This window comes from Saccharopolyspora gloriosae, from assembly GCF_014203325.1.
Taxonomy (GTDB): Bacteria; Actinomycetota; Actinomycetes; order Mycobacteriales; family Pseudonocardiaceae; genus Saccharopolyspora_C; species Saccharopolyspora_C gloriosae.
Window position 1 is genome coordinate 3285520 of the sequence record NZ_JACHIV010000001.1, and the last position, 18019, is coordinate 3303538.

Annotated in this window: 16 protein-coding genes; 9 read left to right on the plus strand and 7 right to left on the minus strand. The window is 73.2% G+C overall.

Annotated features, from left to right (window positions below):
* Positions 1 to 50 precede the first annotated feature (50 nt).
* The 6 genes from BJ969_RS14540 to BJ969_RS14565 are packed head-to-tail and all read right to left on the minus strand — an operon-like array spanning position 51 to position 5744.
* A complete protein-coding gene (locus BJ969_RS14540) occupies positions 51 to 467 on the minus strand; it encodes a DUF6917 domain-containing protein (RefSeq protein ID WP_184479457.1) in 417 nt (138 codons plus the stop codon).
* Positions 464 to 1423, minus strand: a complete 960-nt coding sequence (locus BJ969_RS14545) for a Gfo/Idh/MocA family protein (RefSeq protein WP_184479458.1) — start codon at positions 1421 to 1423, stop codon at positions 464 to 466. The genes BJ969_RS14540 and BJ969_RS14545 overlap by 4 nt, the downstream gene beginning before the upstream one ends.
* Positions 1420 to 2541: an Ldh family oxidoreductase gene (locus tag BJ969_RS14550; RefSeq protein ID WP_184479459.1), complete on the minus strand. Its 1122-nt coding sequence runs from the start codon at positions 2539 to 2541 to the stop codon at positions 1420 to 1422. Before BJ969_RS14550 ends, BJ969_RS14545 begins: the two co-directional genes overlap by 4 nt.
* Entirely contained in the window at positions 2541 to 3836 is a 1296-nt protein-coding gene (locus BJ969_RS14555) for a M20/M25/M40 family metallo-hydrolase (RefSeq protein ID WP_184479460.1), read from the minus strand. The genes BJ969_RS14550 and BJ969_RS14555 overlap by 1 nt, the downstream gene beginning before the upstream one ends.
* A complete protein-coding gene (locus tag BJ969_RS14560; protein WP_184479461.1) occupies positions 3836 to 4714 on the minus strand; it encodes a sugar phosphate isomerase/epimerase family protein in 879 nt (292 codons plus the stop codon). The genes BJ969_RS14555 and BJ969_RS14560 overlap by 1 nt, the downstream gene beginning before the upstream one ends.
* Entirely contained in the window at positions 4704 to 5744 is a 1041-nt protein-coding gene (locus BJ969_RS14565; protein ID WP_184479462.1) for a Gfo/Idh/MocA family oxidoreductase, read from the minus strand. The genes BJ969_RS14560 and BJ969_RS14565 overlap by 11 nt, the downstream gene beginning before the upstream one ends.
* A 375-nt stretch (positions 5745 to 6119) precedes the next feature.
* Between BJ969_RS14565 and BJ969_RS14570 the strand changes: the two genes are divergently transcribed.
* The 9 genes from BJ969_RS14570 (at position 6120) to BJ969_RS14610 (ending at position 17154) form a co-directional block, all read left to right on the plus strand.
* Complete coding sequence (locus tag BJ969_RS14570; protein ID WP_425503550.1) at positions 6120 to 7334, plus strand: DegT/DnrJ/EryC1/StrS family aminotransferase; 1215 nt, start codon at positions 6120 to 6122, stop codon at positions 7332 to 7334.
* The gene (locus BJ969_RS14575; RefSeq protein WP_343071411.1) at positions 7331 to 8488 is read left to right on the plus strand and encodes a DegT/DnrJ/EryC1/StrS family aminotransferase; all 1158 of its coding nucleotides are present in this window, start codon (positions 7331 to 7333) and stop codon (positions 8486 to 8488) included. Before BJ969_RS14570 ends, BJ969_RS14575 begins: the two co-directional genes overlap by 4 nt.
* 20 nt (positions 8489 to 8508) lie before the next feature.
* Entirely contained in the window at positions 8509 to 9495 is a 987-nt protein-coding gene (locus BJ969_RS14580) for a UbiA family prenyltransferase (RefSeq protein WP_184479464.1), read from the plus strand.
* The gene (locus tag BJ969_RS14585; RefSeq protein WP_184479465.1) at positions 9492 to 10862 is read left to right on the plus strand and encodes a protoporphyrinogen/coproporphyrinogen oxidase; all 1371 of its coding nucleotides are present in this window, start codon (positions 9492 to 9494) and stop codon (positions 10860 to 10862) included. Before BJ969_RS14580 ends, BJ969_RS14585 begins: the two co-directional genes overlap by 4 nt.
* Before the next feature lies 1 nt (position 10863).
* Entirely contained in the window at positions 10864 to 12438 is a 1575-nt protein-coding gene (locus tag BJ969_RS14590; RefSeq protein WP_184479466.1) for a class I adenylate-forming enzyme family protein, read from the plus strand.
* Positions 12439 to 12600: 162 nt separating this feature from the next.
* Complete coding sequence (locus tag BJ969_RS14595) at positions 12601 to 13389, plus strand: methyltransferase domain-containing protein (RefSeq protein WP_184479467.1); 789 nt, start codon at positions 12601 to 12603, stop codon at positions 13387 to 13389.
* A complete protein-coding gene (locus tag BJ969_RS14600; protein ID WP_184479468.1) occupies positions 13386 to 15056 on the plus strand; it encodes a CoA transferase in 1671 nt (556 codons plus the stop codon). The genes BJ969_RS14595 and BJ969_RS14600 overlap by 4 nt, the downstream gene beginning before the upstream one ends.
* The gene (locus BJ969_RS14605; RefSeq protein WP_184479469.1) at positions 15053 to 16696 is read left to right on the plus strand and encodes a class I adenylate-forming enzyme family protein; all 1644 of its coding nucleotides are present in this window, start codon (positions 15053 to 15055) and stop codon (positions 16694 to 16696) included. Before BJ969_RS14600 ends, BJ969_RS14605 begins: the two co-directional genes overlap by 4 nt.
* On the plus strand, positions 16693 to 17154 hold the full coding sequence (locus BJ969_RS14610; protein WP_184479470.1) for a carboxymuconolactone decarboxylase family protein: 462 nt from the start codon (positions 16693 to 16695) through the stop codon (positions 17152 to 17154). The genes BJ969_RS14605 and BJ969_RS14610 overlap by 4 nt, the downstream gene beginning before the upstream one ends.
* Before the next feature lie 25 nt (positions 17155 to 17179).
* Here BJ969_RS14610 and BJ969_RS14615 read toward each other — a convergent pair whose 3' ends face one another.
* The gene (locus BJ969_RS14615) at positions 17180 to 18001 is read right to left on the minus strand and encodes a nucleotidyl cyclase domain-containing protein (protein WP_184486155.1); all 822 of its coding nucleotides are present in this window, start codon (positions 17999 to 18001) and stop codon (positions 17180 to 17182) included.
* Positions 18002 to 18019 lie beyond the last annotated feature (18 nt).

An 18019-nucleotide genomic window follows, 5' to 3' on the forward strand; every position in this document is an offset into this window, starting at 1 on the left:
GGCCGGTGACCTTCCCCCAGAAGGTCACCGGCCGTTCGGCTGCGGCGGCGTCAGACGCGGACGGACGCCTGGTCGAAGGCGAGGGCCGTTTCCGGTTCCAGGCCGATCTCCTCGCCGGTGCACGGGATCGAGGTCCGCACGAGGATGTTGTAGTGGTTCGGGTAGTGGCAGGCGTCGAAGCCGAGCACGGTGCCCACCAGCCGGTCTCCGATCCGGAGCTCGTCGCCGCGGTCGAGCACCCCGGCGCTGCCGAACTCGGCGAAGCCGAGGAACCCGACCCGGTCGATGCGGGACCCGGTGGCGGTGTCGCCGTGGTCGGTGGTGACCAGCTCGTGCACCTCGCCCGCCCTGATGCAGCGGCTCAGGTGCGGTTCGAGGGACATGCCCCGGTCATCCCGGCGGTGCCGGAGCACCTTCACGACGGTGGCCCGCAGGCCCCGCTTGCGCCCGTCTTCGTGCGGGTTCATGACAGGCCCTCCCATTCCGGTGCGGTGTCGAGGAATTCGGTGCGGTAGACCGCGTCGACCAGTTCCAGCGCGGCGAGCCCGCCGTCGGGCCGCCGGGCCGCGCCCGCGCCGCCCGCGTCGAGCACCGTCGCGAAGTCCTCCAAGATTCCGACGTACTCGTGCCACAGCGAGGCCTTGAACCCGCGGTGCCCGTGCAGCACGTCCGCGCGGTGCACGGTGCCGTCGGCGCAGCGGACCTCGACGTCCTTGGTCTCGCCCGGGTGGGACCAGTCGAGTTCGACGACGGCGGGCACGCCGGTGGCGGACCGCAGTCCGAGCACGGCCTGCCGGTCGATCCCGTGCTCGTCCCTGACCACGGACACCCCGGTCGGTTCGACGTCGCCGAGGAACAACCGCACCAGGTCGAAGGCGTTCGGTCCGTTGTCGGCGACGCAGCCACCGCCGCAGCGGTCCGGGTCGAGGTACCAGGTGTCGCCGCCGATGTGCTCCTCGATGCGCTCCAGGTAGCGCACCACCAGCGATTCGACCGGACCGCGCTCGCGCAGTTCGTCGACCAACCGCAGCACGTTGTCGTTGTAGCGGCGGTGGAACGCGGTGAACAGCGGGGTTCGCTCGGTGGCGAGTTCGGTGAGCGCGCGGGCCTCGTCCAGGTCGATGCCGAGGGGTTTCTCCACGCACACCGGCACTCCCGCCAGCAGCGCGTCGCGGCAGATCCGGGCGTGCACGTCGTTGGGCACCACGACGATCACGGCGTCCAGCGCGACGGTGGCGAGCAGGTCGCGGTGGTCGAGGAAACCGGGTACGTGCCCGCGGTGCACGGCCAGCGCCGAGCGGCGCACGTCGCACACGGCGACGAGTTCCCAACCGGGGAGCTCGTCGATCGCGGCCAGGTAGTACTTCGAGATCGTGCCGAGGCCGATCACGGCGACGCGGCGCGCGGTCTCCGGGTTCGTCATCGCGCACCTCCGCCGGTGTCGGGCAGGCCGAGCTCGACCAGTTCCCGGTGCAGGCGCGGCCGCAGCGGCACCCCGTCCCGGCGACGGCGGGCGGCCAGTTCCGCCTCGTGCCAGCCGGGGTAGCGGACCGCGTCGCCGGAGGCGGCGGGCGGGCAGTCCAGCAGCGTGCCGAACAGGCTGCGCGCGTCGGCGGCGAACTCCCCTTCCGGGCGCAGCAGGTCCGGGGCTATCGCCAGCACGAAGTAGCCGATGTCGTCGTCGCGGCCGTGCGGTCCGCCGTCGCCGTGCAGCGCCTCCGGGGCAGGGCCGAGCCCGGCTCCCGGCAGCAGCGCGGACAGCAGTTCTACGACGAGGCCGAGCCCGAACCCCTTGTGGGAGCCGGTGTCCGGGTCGCCGCCGAGCCAGCGCAGGTGCGCGGTGCCCCGGTCGAACTCCGCCGGGTCGGTGACCGCGGCGCCGGTGTCGTCGGTCAGCCAGCCCGCCGGCACGCGCTCACCGCTGCTCGCCGCGACGCGCACCTTCCCGGTGGGTACGACGGTGGTGCTCATGTCGAGGACGAACGGGTGGTCGTCGAGGGCGGGAGCGGCGACGCTGAGCGGGTTGGTGCCCAGCATCGTCAGCGCGCCCAGCGGCGGGCGGGCGATGCGCTGGCCGCCGCAGTTGCTCGCGACGATCCCGATCATGCCGCGGTCGGCGACGCGGGCGGCGTGGAACCCGGCGCAGCCGAAGTGCGTGCCGCCCCGTACCGACACCATTCCGATGCCGTGCTCGGCGGCGCGTTCCGCGGCGGAGTCCGCGGCTTCGGCCGCGGCCCACAACCCGAGCGCGCGGCGGGCGTCCACGACGGCGCACGCGCCCAGGTCGGTCAGCGCGCGGAGCTGGGCGGCGGGATCGATCCGCCCGGACTTCAGCAACGGCAGGTACAACCGGGCGAGGTTGAACAGGCCGTGCGAGTCGAATCCGCACAGATCGCCGTAGCACAGCGCGTCGGCCGCGAGGTGCGCTCGGCGATCAGGTATCCCGTGCTCGGCGAACACGCGCGCGGTGAACGCGTGCAGGTCCGCGTGGGACACCGTCGTTCGATCCCCGGAGTGTGCGATCTCCGGCAGCAGTGTCATCAGGTGGTCTCCTCCCCGGCACCCCGGTGGTGCCGCTCGGTGAACTCGGTGAGCAACGACGCCACCGCGCGGGCGAAGGCCCGCAGTTCGGCGACGTCGGCGTATTCGCCTTCGGCGTGGGCGTGGTTGGTCTCCAGCGAACCCGGCCCCAGCACGGCCGTGGCGGTGTCCGGGACGCCGTGCATCCAGATGGCGTCGCAGGTGAACGCGGGCAGCTCGTCCGGCCAGCGGGCGAGGCCGGCGGCGGCGAACAGCTCCCGCGCCCAGGCGGGCGAGTCGTCCAGGCAGGGCAGGCCGCGCTTGAGCCAGTCGACGTGCACGATCTCGGCGGCGTCGGCGGCGGTGCGGGCGAATTCCCTGGTGCGACCGAAGATCTCGGTGAACTCGCGCACCCCGGAGCGCACCGCCGCCCGCAGCGCCCGCTCGGCCTCGGCTCCTTCCGCCGCGGTGGCGTAGGACAGGTTCAGCAGCAGGTTCCCGCTGCCGTAGACCCGGTTGTGCTGCTCGCCCGTGCGCACCCCGGCGACGCAACACCGGCCCGGCCGCTCCCGCGGGTCGAGGTGGCGCGCCAGGTGCTGCGCGAGGAAGCCCAGCAGCACCGTCGCGTTGTGCCCGGCCGAGGGTTCGTCGTCGATGGCACCGCGGCCGTCGACCCGGACCCGCGCGGTCATCGAGGCGGTCGCCCGCGGCAAGTACCGCAGTCCGGTGGGTTCGCAGAACACGTTGAGGCGCCCGAAGAATCCGGCTTCGACCAGCGGCCGGGTGCCGTAGGTGCCCATCGCGCCGCCCTCCTCGCCGGAGACGATCTGCACCAGCACCCCGACGTCGCGCCCGAGCGCCGGATTCGCGGCGGCTGCCGTGCGGATGCCCGCCAGCAGCGCCACCGCGGGTCCCTTCGCGTCGATCGACCCGCGCCCGGTGATCCGTTCCGCGGAGCACGTGACGGGTTCGATCCCGGCCACCGTGTCCAGGTGGGCGTTGAACATGACCGTGCGCTCCGGCGGCAGCTCCGGGCCGAGCCGCAGCACCAGGCTCGGCTGCTCGGCCAGGAAGTCCGCGCTACCCGCCGCGGCCCGGACGGTGCGGGGCACGTCGTCGCGGTCCAGGACCGCCGGGTCGGGCGCGGCGTGGTGCGCGGTGCGGAACCCGATCGCCGCCGCCGCTCGGGCGTAGGCGCGCTGCGCCTGCCACATCCGAGCGGGCGGCTCCACCGATTCCAGCGGGTTCACCGTCGGCAGCAGCAACAGGTCCCGCAGCAGCTCCCGATCCGCCGCGCCGAACGGGTCGGCGGACATCAGGACCGGCCGCGTGCCGATGCCCCCGCCGCGTACGGCGCGAGCAGCTCCCCCAGCATCCGCTCCAGCGCCCGTCCGGCGTCGACGAACCGGTCGGCGGCGGAAGCATCGGCCTGCTCGCCGTCGTGCGGGCGGGCCACCAGGTGCGGCTCCAGCGAGAAGCTGCCCGCGTACCCGGAGTTCAGCAGCAACCGCAGGCAGTCGGCGACCCGCGCCTCGCCGTCCCCCGGCCGCACGTAAGTGGCCGCGCCGGGGCCACCGGTCGCGTCCTTCACGTGCACGTGCGCGACGTGCCCGGCGAGCGGGCGCAGCAGTTCGAGCGCGTCGTAGCCGTGGTCGACGCCGTTGCCGGTGTCGAACAGCAGCCGCAGCGACGAGGCCTCCGCCAGCAGCCGCAGCGCGCGGTCGGGGTCGGCGGCGGCCCAGCCCGCGCAGTTCTCGTGCAGCAGCGTGATGCCGTGCTCGGTGGCGCGTTCCGCGAGCCGGGCGACGCGTTCCCGCGCGCGGGCGCCCCATTCGGCTTCGGCGAGCCCGTCGTTCGGGTAGGACATGATCCGCACGTAGCGGGTGCCGAACGCACCGCACTGCCCGGCGAGCACGTCGAGTTCGCGCAGGTCCGCGTCGAACGGGGCGGTGATCGGACGCGCCCAGTTGCCGATCCGGGAAGCCAGGCACACCACGTCGAGGCCGGCGGCGCTCACCTGGCGCACCGTGCGCCGCAGGTCGTGCACGGACAGGTCGGCGAGCGCGACGCCGTCCACCGCTCGCAGTTCGATACCGGGCCAGCCGAGCCTGCGCATCGCGGCGAGCTGCCCGGTGAGGTCCACGGCGGCCTCGTCGCCGATTCCGGCGAGCGCGGGCCGCAGGTCACCCTGCATGATCTGGAGTCCTCCTCCGCTGTCGAACGGGGCCGGTGAGGTTCCGGCAGTGCTGTTTCGCCGCCCACAGCAGGCGGATCACGTCGCACTGCAGCGCGAAGCGATCGTCGGCGGCGGGGTCGGCGACCGGTCCGGTGGAGTGGAACCGGCGGTAGGCGCGCAGCGTGAACTCGGTGAGCGCGTCGTCGGGGAACACCGACCACTGCTCGTCCGGTCCGTGCACGCTCAGCTGCGCGTGGTGGTCCTGGTCGCTGAGCGGGTAGTGCCCGATCGCCGTTCCGCGCTCGAATTCGAGCGCGACGCGGCGTTCCCGCACCGGGGCGGTCAGGTCGGAGACGATGTCGGTGCGCACGCCCCGGTGGTGGTCCAGGGTGAGCCGCGCGCCGCCCATGCCGGGCAGCACGCGGTCCTCGAAGCGCATGTCGGTGCACGCCGCGTCGAGCAGGTCGGCGGGGCCCGCGAGCCGCAGGGCCACGCCGAGCGCGTGCGGGATCTCCACGTCGAACGCGGTCGGGTGCCCCTGGGTCGAGATGGAGTGCGTGAAGCGCGGTTTGTGCTGGTGGAACGAGAGGGAGCGCAGTTCCCCCAGCGCCCGCCCGTCGACGAGCTCGGCGATCCTGCGGGTGAGCTCGGCGTCCAGCCAGTGCGCGACCACCGCGAGCCGCATGCCGTGCTCGGTGCGGATCCGGTTGATCTCGGCCAGTCCGGCGAGGTCCGCTGCGAGCGGTTTCTCCACGATGACCTGGCGGAAGCCGAGTTCGGCGAGTTCCGCGAGCAGCGCGGGCCGGTCCAGCGGCGGGGTGCACAGGTGGACCACGGTGCGCGCCGGCGGCACGAGTCCGGCGGCGGCGCGCACCGACTCCGCCACGGTCACCCCGGTCAGGGCGCGCCGGGCGCGGGGCTCCGGGTCGCAGGCGATGATCGGGCCGGGGCGGAACAGGTCGCGGTCGAGTTCCCGCGCTTGGGCCAGGACGCGCAGGTGCAGTCCCGCCCCGGCGCGCCCGAGCCCGACCACGAGTGAATGCAACATCGTGCTCCGTTGATCTGTGGGACTTCCGCGGTGGCATTTCCGCGACGACTCGGTTTTCTCCGTCGTCGTCGTGACCGATGCACCGTTCGGCGGAACCGCCGTGGCGCGGTCCTTTGAGGACGGATACCGGGCGGATTCGCGCAATGGATCGCCCGCCGACCGGAATGGTCATCGGCGAACGAGTCCGGCATGCCGAACCGAAGACTAGCGATTTCACCGAACCCGACCGAAACCGGGTCCGACGACTCCGATCCGATGATCACCGAAAAGGATGAAAATCGCTTGTGATCATGCGACGGACTTCCGGGCCGAGACGCCGTTGGGCTAGGTTCACCAGCCGAATACCCCACCCCTTTCTCACAGGAGTTGACCGTCGTGTCCCGCGGTGCGAACGACACAGGGGCGCGAGAATTATCGAGCCTGCCGGACACTTCCGCGCCCGTTCCATTCTTCTCGCAAGCCCGCACTTTCGACCGGCTCTGGCCGGACATCAGCGCCCGCGTCGAAGCGGTCTTCGACAACGGCAAGTTCTCCCACGGCAAGCAGGTCGGCGAGCTCGAACGCGCCATCGCCGACTACACCGGAGCCCGGTACGCGATCGGCGTCAACAGCGGCACCGACGCACTGGTCCTGCTGCTGCGCGCGCTCGGCCTCCGGCCCGGCGACGAGGTCGTCGTCCCCGCCTACTCCTTCATCGCCACCGCGAGTTCGGTGGTCCTCGCGGGCGGAAAACCGGTGTTCGCCGACATCGACCCGGTGACCTACGCGCTGGACCCGGCCGAGGTCGACCGCGTCGCGGGCCCGCGGACCAGGTTCGTGCTGCCGACGCACCTGTTCAGCCAGATGGCCGACATGAGCGCCGTGTCCCGGGTGGCCGCCCGGCGGGGGCTGACGGTGCTGGAGGACAGCGCCGAGGCGATCGGGATGCGCCAGGTCGGAGTGCACGCCGGCCTGCACGGAGCGGGCGGCGTGCTCTCGTTCTTCCCCACCAAGACGCTCGGCGCGATCGGCGACGCCGGCGCCGTGATCACCGATGACCCGCGGGTGGCCGAAGTCGTGTCCGGGCTGCGCCACCACGGGCGCTTCGGCCACACCCTGGACCACTTCCCCGGCATCTCCACCGAGACCGCGCGGCCGGGCACCAACAGCAAGATGGACGACATCCAGGCCGCGGTCCTGCTCGCGAAGCTGCCCGGCCTGGACCAGGACATCGCGCGGCGCGCGCAGCTCGCGGCGGCCTACCGGGAACGCCTCACCGGCATCCCCGGGATCGTGCGGCTGCCGGAAGTCGTGGATCGCGGCCCTGGTTCGGCGAGCGCGTTCTACGTCTACCTGATCGAAGTCGAACGCCGCGACGAACTCGTCGAATGGCTCTCCCGCGCGGGAATCGGCACCGAAACCTACTACCCCATTCCTTTGCACCGGCAACCGTGCTTCCGCGGGCTGCATTCCGGGGGCGCCGCACTGCCCCGCGCGGAGGCGGCCGCGGAACGCGCGGTGGCCCTTCCGCTGTACCCGGATCTCACCCTCGGACAACTCGATCGGGTGTGCTCCGCGGTGCGCGCGTTCTTTTCCCGGAGGTCCGCGTGACGCGTTCCGAGATTCCGTTCTTCCCACCGGATCTGTTCGAACACGATCGCAAGGTCATGTTGGACGTGATCCAGGATATCGGTCGAGATCCCCGACAGAAGTTCATCCTGGGCGAGCACACCCGGGATTTCGAGGAAATGCTGCGCGACGATCTCGGCGCGGGCGACGTGGTCGCCTGCGGCAGCGGCACCGCCGCGCTCGGGCTGGTGCTGCGCGCCATGGACATCGGCCCCGGCGACGAGGTCGTGGTGCCCGCGTTCGGCTGCGCGCCGCTGGCGGCCTCGGTCGTGGAGGTCGGCGCGACGCCGGTGTTCGCCGACATCGATCCGCGCACCCTCGTGCTGGATCCGGCATCGGCGCGGCGGCACATCACCCACCGCACCAAGGCGCTCATGCCCGCGCACATGTTCTCGATCATGGCCGACATGCCCCGGTTCACCGAGCTGGCCGCGAGCCACGACCTGCGGCTGATCGAGGATTCCGCGGTGGCGCAAGGAGCCGTGCTCAACGGCACCCCCGCCGGGCTGTGGGGCGAAGCGGGCGTGTACTCGTTCGTCCAGGTCAAATCGTTCGGCATGCCGGGTGAAGGCGGTGCCGTGGTGACCCGCGACCCGGCGCTGGGCCGGCGGCTGCGCATGCTGCGCAACCACGGTCAGCAGGAGCGGTTCGTGCACCAGGCCGTCGGGACCAACAGCAGGTTCGACGAGATCCAGGCCGCGTTCCAGCGCTACCGGTACGCGGGCTTCCCCGGCCGGCTCGAACGGCGGGCCGAGATCGCCGAGCACTACACCGAGCGGTTCGCCCCGCTCGCCGAGCACGGCCTCGTCGCGCCCCCGCCGGGACGCAACGGCCGGTGCCACTACGTCTACAACGTGCTCGCTGAGGAGCGCGACGTGCTGCGGGAATACCTCGCCGAGCACGGCATCGGCTCGCACGTGTACTACCCGCTCGCGCTGCCGTACCAGGCGGCGTTCCTGCCCTACGCCCCGGCGGACGAGCGATGGCCGAACGCCGAGCACGCCAGCGCCCGCGTCCTGGCCCTGCCGATCTACCCGCACCTCACCGACGCCGAGGTCGCCCGGATCGCCGATGCCGTCCGCGAGTTCGTCCGCCACCGCCCGCGCGCCGCGGCGCCGGGCGTCCCCGCAAGCTGAACGAGGAGTCCCCCCACACGATGACCAGCGAACTGCACGCCGGACCGAGGCATCTCGACGCAGGCAGGCCGGAGAGCAAGGCGCGCAGCTACGCGCGGCTGGGCAAGCTCGACGTCTACGACTACTACCTGAGCATCCTGGTGGTCGCCGCCGCCGTGCTGCCGCCGGCCGCGGTGGGGGCCGGTTCGCTGCCGATGCTGCTGCTGTTCCTGCTCGGCGAGGTGTGCACGCTCGTCGCGCTGGTCTCGTTCGACGACGTGACCGGATTCCGCGACGGCAGCGACATCGCCAACTACGGGCCGAACGATCCGCTGCGCAAGAAGCTGCGCAAGCCGCTGGTCGCGGGCACGCTCACCGACCGGGAGGCGCTGCGGTTCGGCTGGGCCGCGGCGGCCGCCGGGGCGCTGCTGTGGGGAGGGGCCGTCGCGCTCGCCCCGCACCGTCCGATGTGGACGATCGTGGTGATCGCGGTGACCTATGTGATCGCCTTGCAGTACTCCTACGGGCTCAAGCTGAGCTACCACGGCTTCCAGGAGGCGTTCCTGGTCGCGCTGGGCACCGTCCTGGTGCTCGCCCCGTACGGGCTGGCCACCGGTGAGTTCTCCGGCTTCCTGCTGGTGCAGGCGATCCTGTTCGGCCTCGGGCCGCTCATGTTCGGGGTCTACTCCAACACCAACGACGTCGAGGGCGACCGGGGCGTCGGCCGCCCGACGGTGGCCGCGCTGACCACCGCGCGCGGCAACGCCCTGTTCATCGGCGCGTTGTCGCTCGGCGAGTTCCTGCTGGTGCTCGGCGCCTCGCTCACCGGGGTGGCGCCGTGGTGGTTCGTGGTGGTGCTGCTGCCGGCGAGCGCGCTGCGCGCCCGGCAGTACCACCTCGGGTTCCGGGCGCACGACATCATGCGCGCCCGCAGGCTCGGCTTCCGGGTGCACCGGACGTACGTGCTGCTGCTGGTCGTGGCGAACCTGCTGATCACCCTCGGACTCGTCGGGGGGCTCGCCCGATGAGCACCGATCTGGACGTCGCGGTGGTCGGAACGGGCATGGCGGGGCTCGCCGCCGCGACCGAGCTCTCCCGCGCCGGTCTCGACGTCCGCGTGTACGAGTCCGCCCCGCACGTCGGCGGCCGGACCGCGAGCGTCCGGGTCGACGGCTACACGATCGACGCCGGAGCCGAGCAGCTCTCCCCGCGCGGCTACCGCGCGACGTGGGAACTGCTGGCACGGCTGGGGATTCCCGAGCACGAGGTCCCGCTGATCAAGAGCCCGATCGCGATGTGGCGGGACGGGCGGGCGCACGCCGGGGTCGCCGATCCGCGCGGCCTGCTCACCGGCGCCGGGCTCTCCCCACTGGCCAGGGTCGACCTGGCCAAGTTCCAGCTGTGGCTGGCGCGGCGGCGCGGCGAGTTCGACACCGACGACCCGCAGCGGACCCCGCTGGCGGACACCACGGTCGCCGAGTTCGCGCGCCGCTTCCACCCCGACGTGCACGACTACCTGCTGCAGCCGGTGGCGGGCACCTTCTTCGGCTGGGACACCGAGCGGTCCTCGGCGGCGGTGATGCTGTCGCTGCTGCTGGCCGTCGGCGACGCCTCCAGCTGGCGGACCTACCGCGGCGGCATGGACACCTTGGCGCGGCGCCTCGCGAGCCGGCTCGACGTGCGGACCGGGCAGGAGGTGCACCAGGTCGTGTCCACCGGCAACTCGGCCCGGCTGCGGGTCGGCTCGGAGAGCATCACCGCCCGCGCGGTGCTGCTGTGCGTGCCCGCGCCGGTGGCGGCCCGGTTGCACCCGGGAGCACCGGAAGCGGAGGGCGACTTCTTGCGCGCGTGCTCGTTCACCCCGGCGCTCAAGGTGAGCTGCCTGCTGGACCGGCCGCTGGCACCGGCCGCCGGTGCCCCGCCGTACGTGCTGCTGACCTCGCAGGCCGAGGAGGACGTGCTCTCGGCGATCCTGTTCGACCACCAGAAGCACCCGGACCGGGCGCCCGCCGGGGCGGGACTGCTGACCCTGATGCCGAACCCCGCGACCACCGCGGACCTGCTGGGCCTGCCCGACGAGGAGATCATCGCCCGGCTCACCGGCGCCGCGGCCCGGTACCTTCCCGACCTGCCCGCGGCGAACCGCCGCAACTTCGTGCACCGCCACCCGCACGGTCTGCCGGAGGCCACGCCCGCCGCGCTGGGGCTGCGCTCCCGGTTCATGGCCCGCCGCCTGCGCCCCGTCGACTACGCCGGGGACTGGGTGATGTTGCGCCCCGCGAGCGAAGGCGCCGTGCGCGCGGGCGCGCTCGCCGCCTCGCGCGTGCTGAGCAGGCTGCACGCACCGCTGAGCATCCCGACCCAGGCTAGGAGCCGACGCGTTGAAACCGCATGACATGGGTGTCCTGTTCGACGAGTGCGCGCGGCGGCACACCGCGACCACGGTGCGCCTGGACCGGCCGTTCGACATCGCACCGGACGGCGGGTCGACGTACGCGGTGGACGAGCTGGCCGAACTGGTGCGCACCGCGGCGGGGTGGCTGGCGGCGGCCGGGGCCGGGCGGGGCGACCGGGTGGCGATCGTGAAGGACAACCACTGGGACTACGACCTGCTGGCGTGCGCGGCGGTGCGCGTCGGCGCGATCCCCGCGCAGATCTCCGCGCACCTGTCGACGGCCGCGTTGGAGCAGCTGCTCAAGCGGCTGGACGCGGCGGTGCTGGTCACCTCCGGCGGGGTGGCCGCGAGCTGCGCGGAGGACGGGCTCGACCTGGTCTCCGCGGCACGCGCCACCCTGCTGCTCGACGGGTACGCGCCGGGCGCGCTGTCGTTGGACGACGTGCGCGGGCAGCCCGCGCCCGCACCCCGGTTGCGCCCGGACGACGACCCGCTGGTGATCAACCACACCTCCGGCACGACCGGCGTGCCGAAGCTCGTAGCGCACTCCACGCGCACGATCATCGGGCAGCTGGCCCGGTTCGAGTCGACCCGGATGCCGCGGATCGGGGTGCGCCCGGACGACACGGTGGTCAACGCGAGCTCCTACGCGCACGGGCGGACGTTCTGCTGGACCGCGGTGGCGCTGAGCATGGCGCCGCGGGACCTGGTCATCCTCAGCCGCCCGGAGCCGGACCTGGCCGATCCGATGCTGCGCGCCCACCCGCCGACGATCGTGGAGGCGCTGCCCGCCGCGTACGTGGGGTTCCGGCCGCTGACCGAGCGGCTGGACAACCCGTTCCGGCGGGTGCGGCTGTTCATCAGCACCTACGACGCGGTGCACCCGCCGACCGTCCGCACCTTCCTGAACGCCTCCGCCCACCGGAGTCCGCTGTGGATGCAGGGGTGGGGGCAGACGGAGACGGGACCGCTGACCTTCCGCTTCCACACCCGGCGCTCGCTCACCGGCGTGAAGGGCTCCTCCGCGCGGCACCTGGGCTGGCCGGTGCCGGGGCGGACCCGGCTGCGCGTGGTGGACCCGGACACCTTCGAACCGGTCCGGCGCGGCCATCCCGGCCTGGTGCTGGCACGCACCGCCGCGCGCTGCCTGGACTACCCCGGTGAATCGGAGCGCTGGGAGGCGAAGCGGCGCGGCCCGTGGTGGAACACCGGCGACATCGGCGTGCACCACCGCGACGGCCACGTCTCGTTGCTGGACCGCGAAGTGGACCGGACCCCGCAGCTGAGCTGCCTGGAGACCGAGGACGTCCTGGAGGACCGGATCCCCCAGGCGCAGGAGTGCGTGGTGCTCGGGAGGACGGATGAGCCGCCGCTGCCGGTGGTGGTGACCGCCGACGGGACGCTCCCGACCGGTGCCTGGCGCCGGGCGATCCGCGGGCTGCCGACGATGCAGGAACCGGTGCCGCTGACGTGGGAGCAGGTACCGCGCACCGGCACCGGCAAGGTGCGGCGAGCGCTGCTACTCGAACAGCTCACGGGGGACACGGACCGGCCTGGTACCGGACGTTGGACCTAGATCCGCCCGGAGGCGGCGCGGGGGCCTGGTGGCAGTGCTCCGGCCGCGGTGCCGGTCTTCGGAGCCGCCGCGCCGCGCGAGATCGCCGTCCTCGCCGTGGCACCACTGCGAATCGGCCGACGGCCACCTGTGAATCGGCTTCGACGAAGGAGAAAGGGGCGGGTGGTGACCTGCACCTACGTGTTCGACGACCGGCACGTGCACGAGGAGGACTGGCACCGCTGCCTGAGCGCGGCACACGACCCGCTCACCTTGGCGCGGCTGGCCGAGACCGGTGTCGGTGCCGGGTGGCGCTGCCTCGAAGTGGGAGCGGGCGCGGGTGACGTGTCGGTGTGGCTGGCGGATCGGGTCGCGCCCACGGGAAGCGTGCTGATGACCGACCTGCGGCCGATGCGGGAGTCGCGCGGGAACCTGGTGGTGCGCGAGCACGACGTGGTGACCGATCCGCTGCCGGTGGAGAGCTTCGACCTGGTGGTGGCCCGGCTGGTGCTGCGGCACCTGCCCCAGCGGGAGGCGGTGCTGGCCAAGCTGGCGCGGTCGCTGAAACCCGGCGGCTGGTTGCAGATCGACGAGTTCGACACCTCCTACGAACCGCTGCTGCTGGCCGCCGACGAGGACTCCGCCCTGCTCTACGAGAAGTTCCTCACCGCGAAGGCCGTCGTGATGCGCTCCGCCGGGGTGGACGAGGAGTGGGGGCGGCGGGTTCCGCTGGCGATGCACCGCGCCGGTCTGGTCGACGTGGACCCGAGGCCGCACGTGCAGCTGCGGCACCGGGGTTCCGCGGACCTGCGGCTGCTCGTGCACCGCCTCGACCACATGCGGGACGGGCTGCTGGCGGCGGGGATGACCGAGGCCGAGCTGGTGCGGGTGCGGGCCGTGATGCTGCATCCGGAGTTCCGCGCGGCGTCGAGCCTGATGTACTCGGTGCACGGCCGGAAGGCCGGGCGATGAGCACCGCCCCGGTGTCGGACCGCGCGGTGGCGCACGTCGCCGCGGACGTCCACGCGCGGCTGACCACGGCCGTCCCCGACGACGCCGCGCGCTGCGGGATCGACTGGTCCGGGCCGGTGCGGGCACCGCTTCCCGACGAGGCTGCCGTCCAGGCGGCCTGCGGAATCATGCACGTGCACGGCCGGGCCGCCGGACTCCCCGTCGCGCTGGGCGTGGACTACGCGTCGGTCGTAGCCGGAGTGCTGGCGGCGCAGGGCACGCTGGCCGCGGCGATCGCCCGCGCTCGCGGGGCCCACCGCACCGAGGTGCGCACGTCGGTGGCGCAGGCCGCGCTGCTCAGCGTGCAGCAGTACCTCGCGGTCGCGGACGTCGACCCCGACGACGACCCGCAGCGGCCGGAGGGTGTGCGCCCGCCGTTCACCACCTCCGACGGGGTCCGCTGCGAGCTGGAGACGCTCGACGCGGAACCGTGGTTGCGCTTCTGGCGGGCGCTGGGCGCGGACAAGCCCGCCATCGCGCACGGGTGGTGGCCGTTCCAGCAGCGCTTCGGCACCGCGCGCTGCGCGCTGCCCGCCGAGTTGCACGAGGTCATCGGTCGCACCCGGTACGCCGAGGTGCGCGCGGCGGCGGCGGATTCCGGCGTCGCGGTGCTGCCGGTGCGCGAGGACCCGTCCTCGCCCTGGGAGGTCGCGGCAGGCACCAGCGCTCCGCTGCCCGCCGCGCCGGCGCGGGACTGGGGCGTTCCGGCCGGTGCGCCGCTGGAGGGGTTCGTCGTCGTCGAGTCGACCCGGCGGATCCAGGGGCCGGTGGCCGGGCACGTGCTGCGGATGCTCGGCGCGGAGGTGATCCGCGTCGAACCTCCGGGCGGCGACCCGATGCGCGGGCTGCCGCCGATGGCCGGGGACTGCTCGGTGCGCTACCGCTCGCTCAACGACGGGAAGCGGACCGTGGAGGTGGACATCAAGTCGGCCGCCGGGCGCCGCGAGCTGAACGACCTGGTGGCGGGCGCGGAAGTGTTCGTGCACAACTGGGCGCCGGGCAAGGCCGCGCAGCTCGGCTTGGACGCCGACGACCTGGTGCGCGCCAGTCCCGGATTGGTCTACGCGCACGCGTCCGGCTGGGGCGACGCGGCGGGGCCGAATCCGCCGCTGGGCACCGATTTCCTCGTGCAGGCGGGCAGCGGGCTGGCCGCGGCGCTGACCCCGCCGGGCACGCCCGCCGCGCCCTCGCTGATGACGCTGACCGATGTGCTCGGCGGCCTCGCGTGCGCCTGGGGCGTGCTGGAGGGCCTGCTGCGGCGGGTGCGCACCGGTGAGGGATCGCGAGTGGACACGTCGCTGCTGTCCGCCGCGAGCCTCGTGCCCCGGCCGGCACGACGGCCCGCGCCGTGGTCGGGTCCACTTCGGACGGAGGACGGTTTCCTGGTGCTGCCGCGGGAGATCGGACCCGACATCGCGAAGGCCGTGTTCGATTCCGAAGCCGGCGACCTCGTCGACCGGTGCCGAACGCGGCGCACCGAGATCTGGACGCGCCGGGGCGCGGAGGTCGGCGTCGACCTCACCCCGGTGTGCACGGACCTGCGTTCGCTCTCGACCGACGACCGGTTCCGCGCCGCGCTGGGCCGCGCCGAGCACCTGTTCCCGCTGCCCCCTTGGGAGTTCTCATGACCCACGACCCGATGCCCGAGACCGTCCTCCCGATCGGTGACCTCGTCCCACCAGAGCTCCGCGAGCACTGGGTGCGCGCCGGGCACTGCCCGGACCGCGACGTGCACGCCCTGTTCCGCGAGCGGGTCGCCGCCCACCCGCACCGGGACGCCGTCATCGACGCCACCGGAGGGGTGCTCGACTACGCGGGCTTGGACCGCGAGGTCGACCGGATCGCCGCCGCGCTCGCCGAGGCGGGCATCGGCCCAGGCGACATCGTCGGCATCCGGATGCCCAACGGGCGGCGCATGGTCGTCGCCGAACTCGCCGTCGCCGCCGTCGGCGCGGTCGTGCTCGCCTACCCGGCGGGCCGGGGCAGCAAGGACACCCGCAGCCTGCTGGGCCGATCCCGCGCGGCGGCGGCCATCTTCGGCACCGTCGACGACGCCGAGGACGCGCGCGCTCTCCCCTGCCTGCGCCGGATCTTCACGTTCGGCGCAGGCGAATCCGGGCCGCGCTCGCTAGACGACGCCCCGCCCGCTCGCTGGGCCGCCCGGCCGCAGGACGCCGAAGCACCGGTGCGGATCCTCGTCACGTCCGGCTCCGAAGCGGAACCGAAGATGATCGCCTACTCGCACAACGCGATGTGCGGTGGCCGCGCGAACTACGTGCGCGCCCTCGCGGAGGCGGTGCGGCCGGACCGGCCGATGCGGGCGCTGATGCTGATGTCGCTGGCCTCCTCGTACGGTTCGTGCGCGACCCACGTGGCGGTCGCCGCGCTGGGCGCGACCCTCGTGCTGGCCGAGCGCTACGAGACGGCCGCGGCGCTGGAACTGGTCGCCCGGCACCGCCCCACCCACGTGTTCGGGGTGCCGACGATGCTGCGCCGCCTCGCCGATCACCCGCCGGTCCCGGCCGAGGACGTCTCCAGCGTCACCACCGTCGTCTCCAGCGCCGCCCCGCTGTCGGAGGTGACCCGCCGGGCCGCCGCGGAACGCTTCGGAGCTCCCGTGATCAGCGTGTACGGGTCCTCCGACGGCATCAACTGCCACACCGCCCGCGCCCCCGACGCTCCCGGCGCCGGGTTCCCCGACCCGTCGGTCGCGGAGATCCGCGTCGTCGACGAGGCCGAGCGCGACGTGCCCGCGGGCACGAGCGGCGAGATCCTCGCGCGCGGCCCGATGACGCCGCTGAGCTACGTCGCCGATCCCGACCTCGACGCCCGCTACCGCACCTCCGACGGCTGGGTGCGCAGCGGGGACCGCGGCGTGATCGACGAGTTCGGCCGGTTGCACGTGCTGGGCAGGTTGCGCCAGGTCGTGTCCCGCGGCGGCTTCCACATCAGCCCCGCCGAGGTCGAACGCGAGATCGCGGCGCATCCGTCCGTCGTCGACGTGGCCTGCGTGGGGGTGCCGGACGACGACCTCGGCGAACGCCTGTGCGCCTGCCTGTGCCACACCCCCGGCACCGCCGAGCCCACGCTGCCCGAGCTCACCGCGTTCCTCGAAGCCGAGCGCGGGCTGGAACGCCGCAAGCTGCCCGAACTCCTGGTGGTGCTGCCGGAACTGCCGCTGGCCCCCACCGGGAAGGTGTGCCGCCGCACCGTCTCTGCGCTCGCCAACGAGCACTCGCTCACCAGCACCCCAGGGGGAATCCGATGACCACGTCCAGCGCGACCCGCCTCGACCTCGATCAGATCACGCCGCAGCACCTCAGCGCCCTGCACCGGCTCGCGGCGGAATCCGGTGCCGACGCCCAGGAATCCGGCTTGGACCCGATCCTGCTGGAACTGGTGCGGCTGCGCGCCTCGCAGCTCAACGGGTGCGAGTTCTGCACGATGCTGCACTCGCGTCTAGCCCTCGAGAACGGGGAGACCGAGCAGCGCCTCGCGGAACTGCCCACCTGGGCGGAGTCGGCGCGGTTCGCCGGGCACGAGCGGGCGGCGCTGCTGCTCACCGAGTCCGTGACGCGGCTGTCCGGCGGGCAGGTCCCCGACGAGCACTACCGGCCCGCCGAGGAGCACTTCGACCGGTCCCAGCTGGCGCACCTGCTGTGGACGATCACCCTGATCAACACCTTCAACCGCCTCTCGATCGGCACCCGGCCGTCGGTGAACTGAGCGGGCGCGGCGTTCGGCGGCCCGATCATCGGGGACGTCCGTTGTGGACGTCGCCGTAGACCACACCGGCCTGGAAGGACTCCTGGACGTTGCCGTGGACCGTGTTCACGAACTGCTGCGACACCTCGGGCAGTTGGTGCGAGCCGACGGTGCCGGTCTCGGCTCCGGTCTCGGCTCCGGGTTCGGGTTCGGGTTCAGGTTCGGGTTCGGGTTCGGGTTCGGGTTCGGCGGCGAGCGTCGCGAGGTGGGCCGCGACGCTGCGCGCGTCGAAGTCGGCGACCCGCACCCACGCCTCAGCGGCGTACTCCTTGTTGCGCACCGGGAACCGGCTGAACTCCCCTTCCCGCAGCACCCGCAGGTGGTCGCCGCTGAAGGCGATCCGCTTCGCGTGATCGGAGACGATCAGCGCGGTGTTCACCTCGTCGGAGTCGCCGATCTCGCGGCAGCGCGCGATCAGCTCCTTGAACGCGGGCGCGTCCAGCATCCGGGTGAGCGCCGTCTTCGCCGGGTAGTAGCCCGGGACGACACCGACCGGGCCGGTGTCGACGGCGATGCGCAGCCGGATCTCCGGCTTGCTCAGCCGGTTGCGCCGGGCGGCGGCCCGATCCAGGTACTCGGCGGCGTCGAGCACCGAGCCCAGGTGCGAGCCGGGCAGCGTGAGCAGCACGCCGTCTCCGGTCGATTCCCGGTCGAGCACGTCCGCCGCGCCGAGGCCGCCGTGGTGCAACGCGGTGTCCACCAGGCCGTCGACGGCCGGTGCGATCGCCTCGGTGTGGTACCCGCGGTTGCTCGCGGACTCGACCACGTCGACGGCGAACAGCGTGCGATTCTCAGGGACCAGCGACACTGCATACCTCCAGATGGG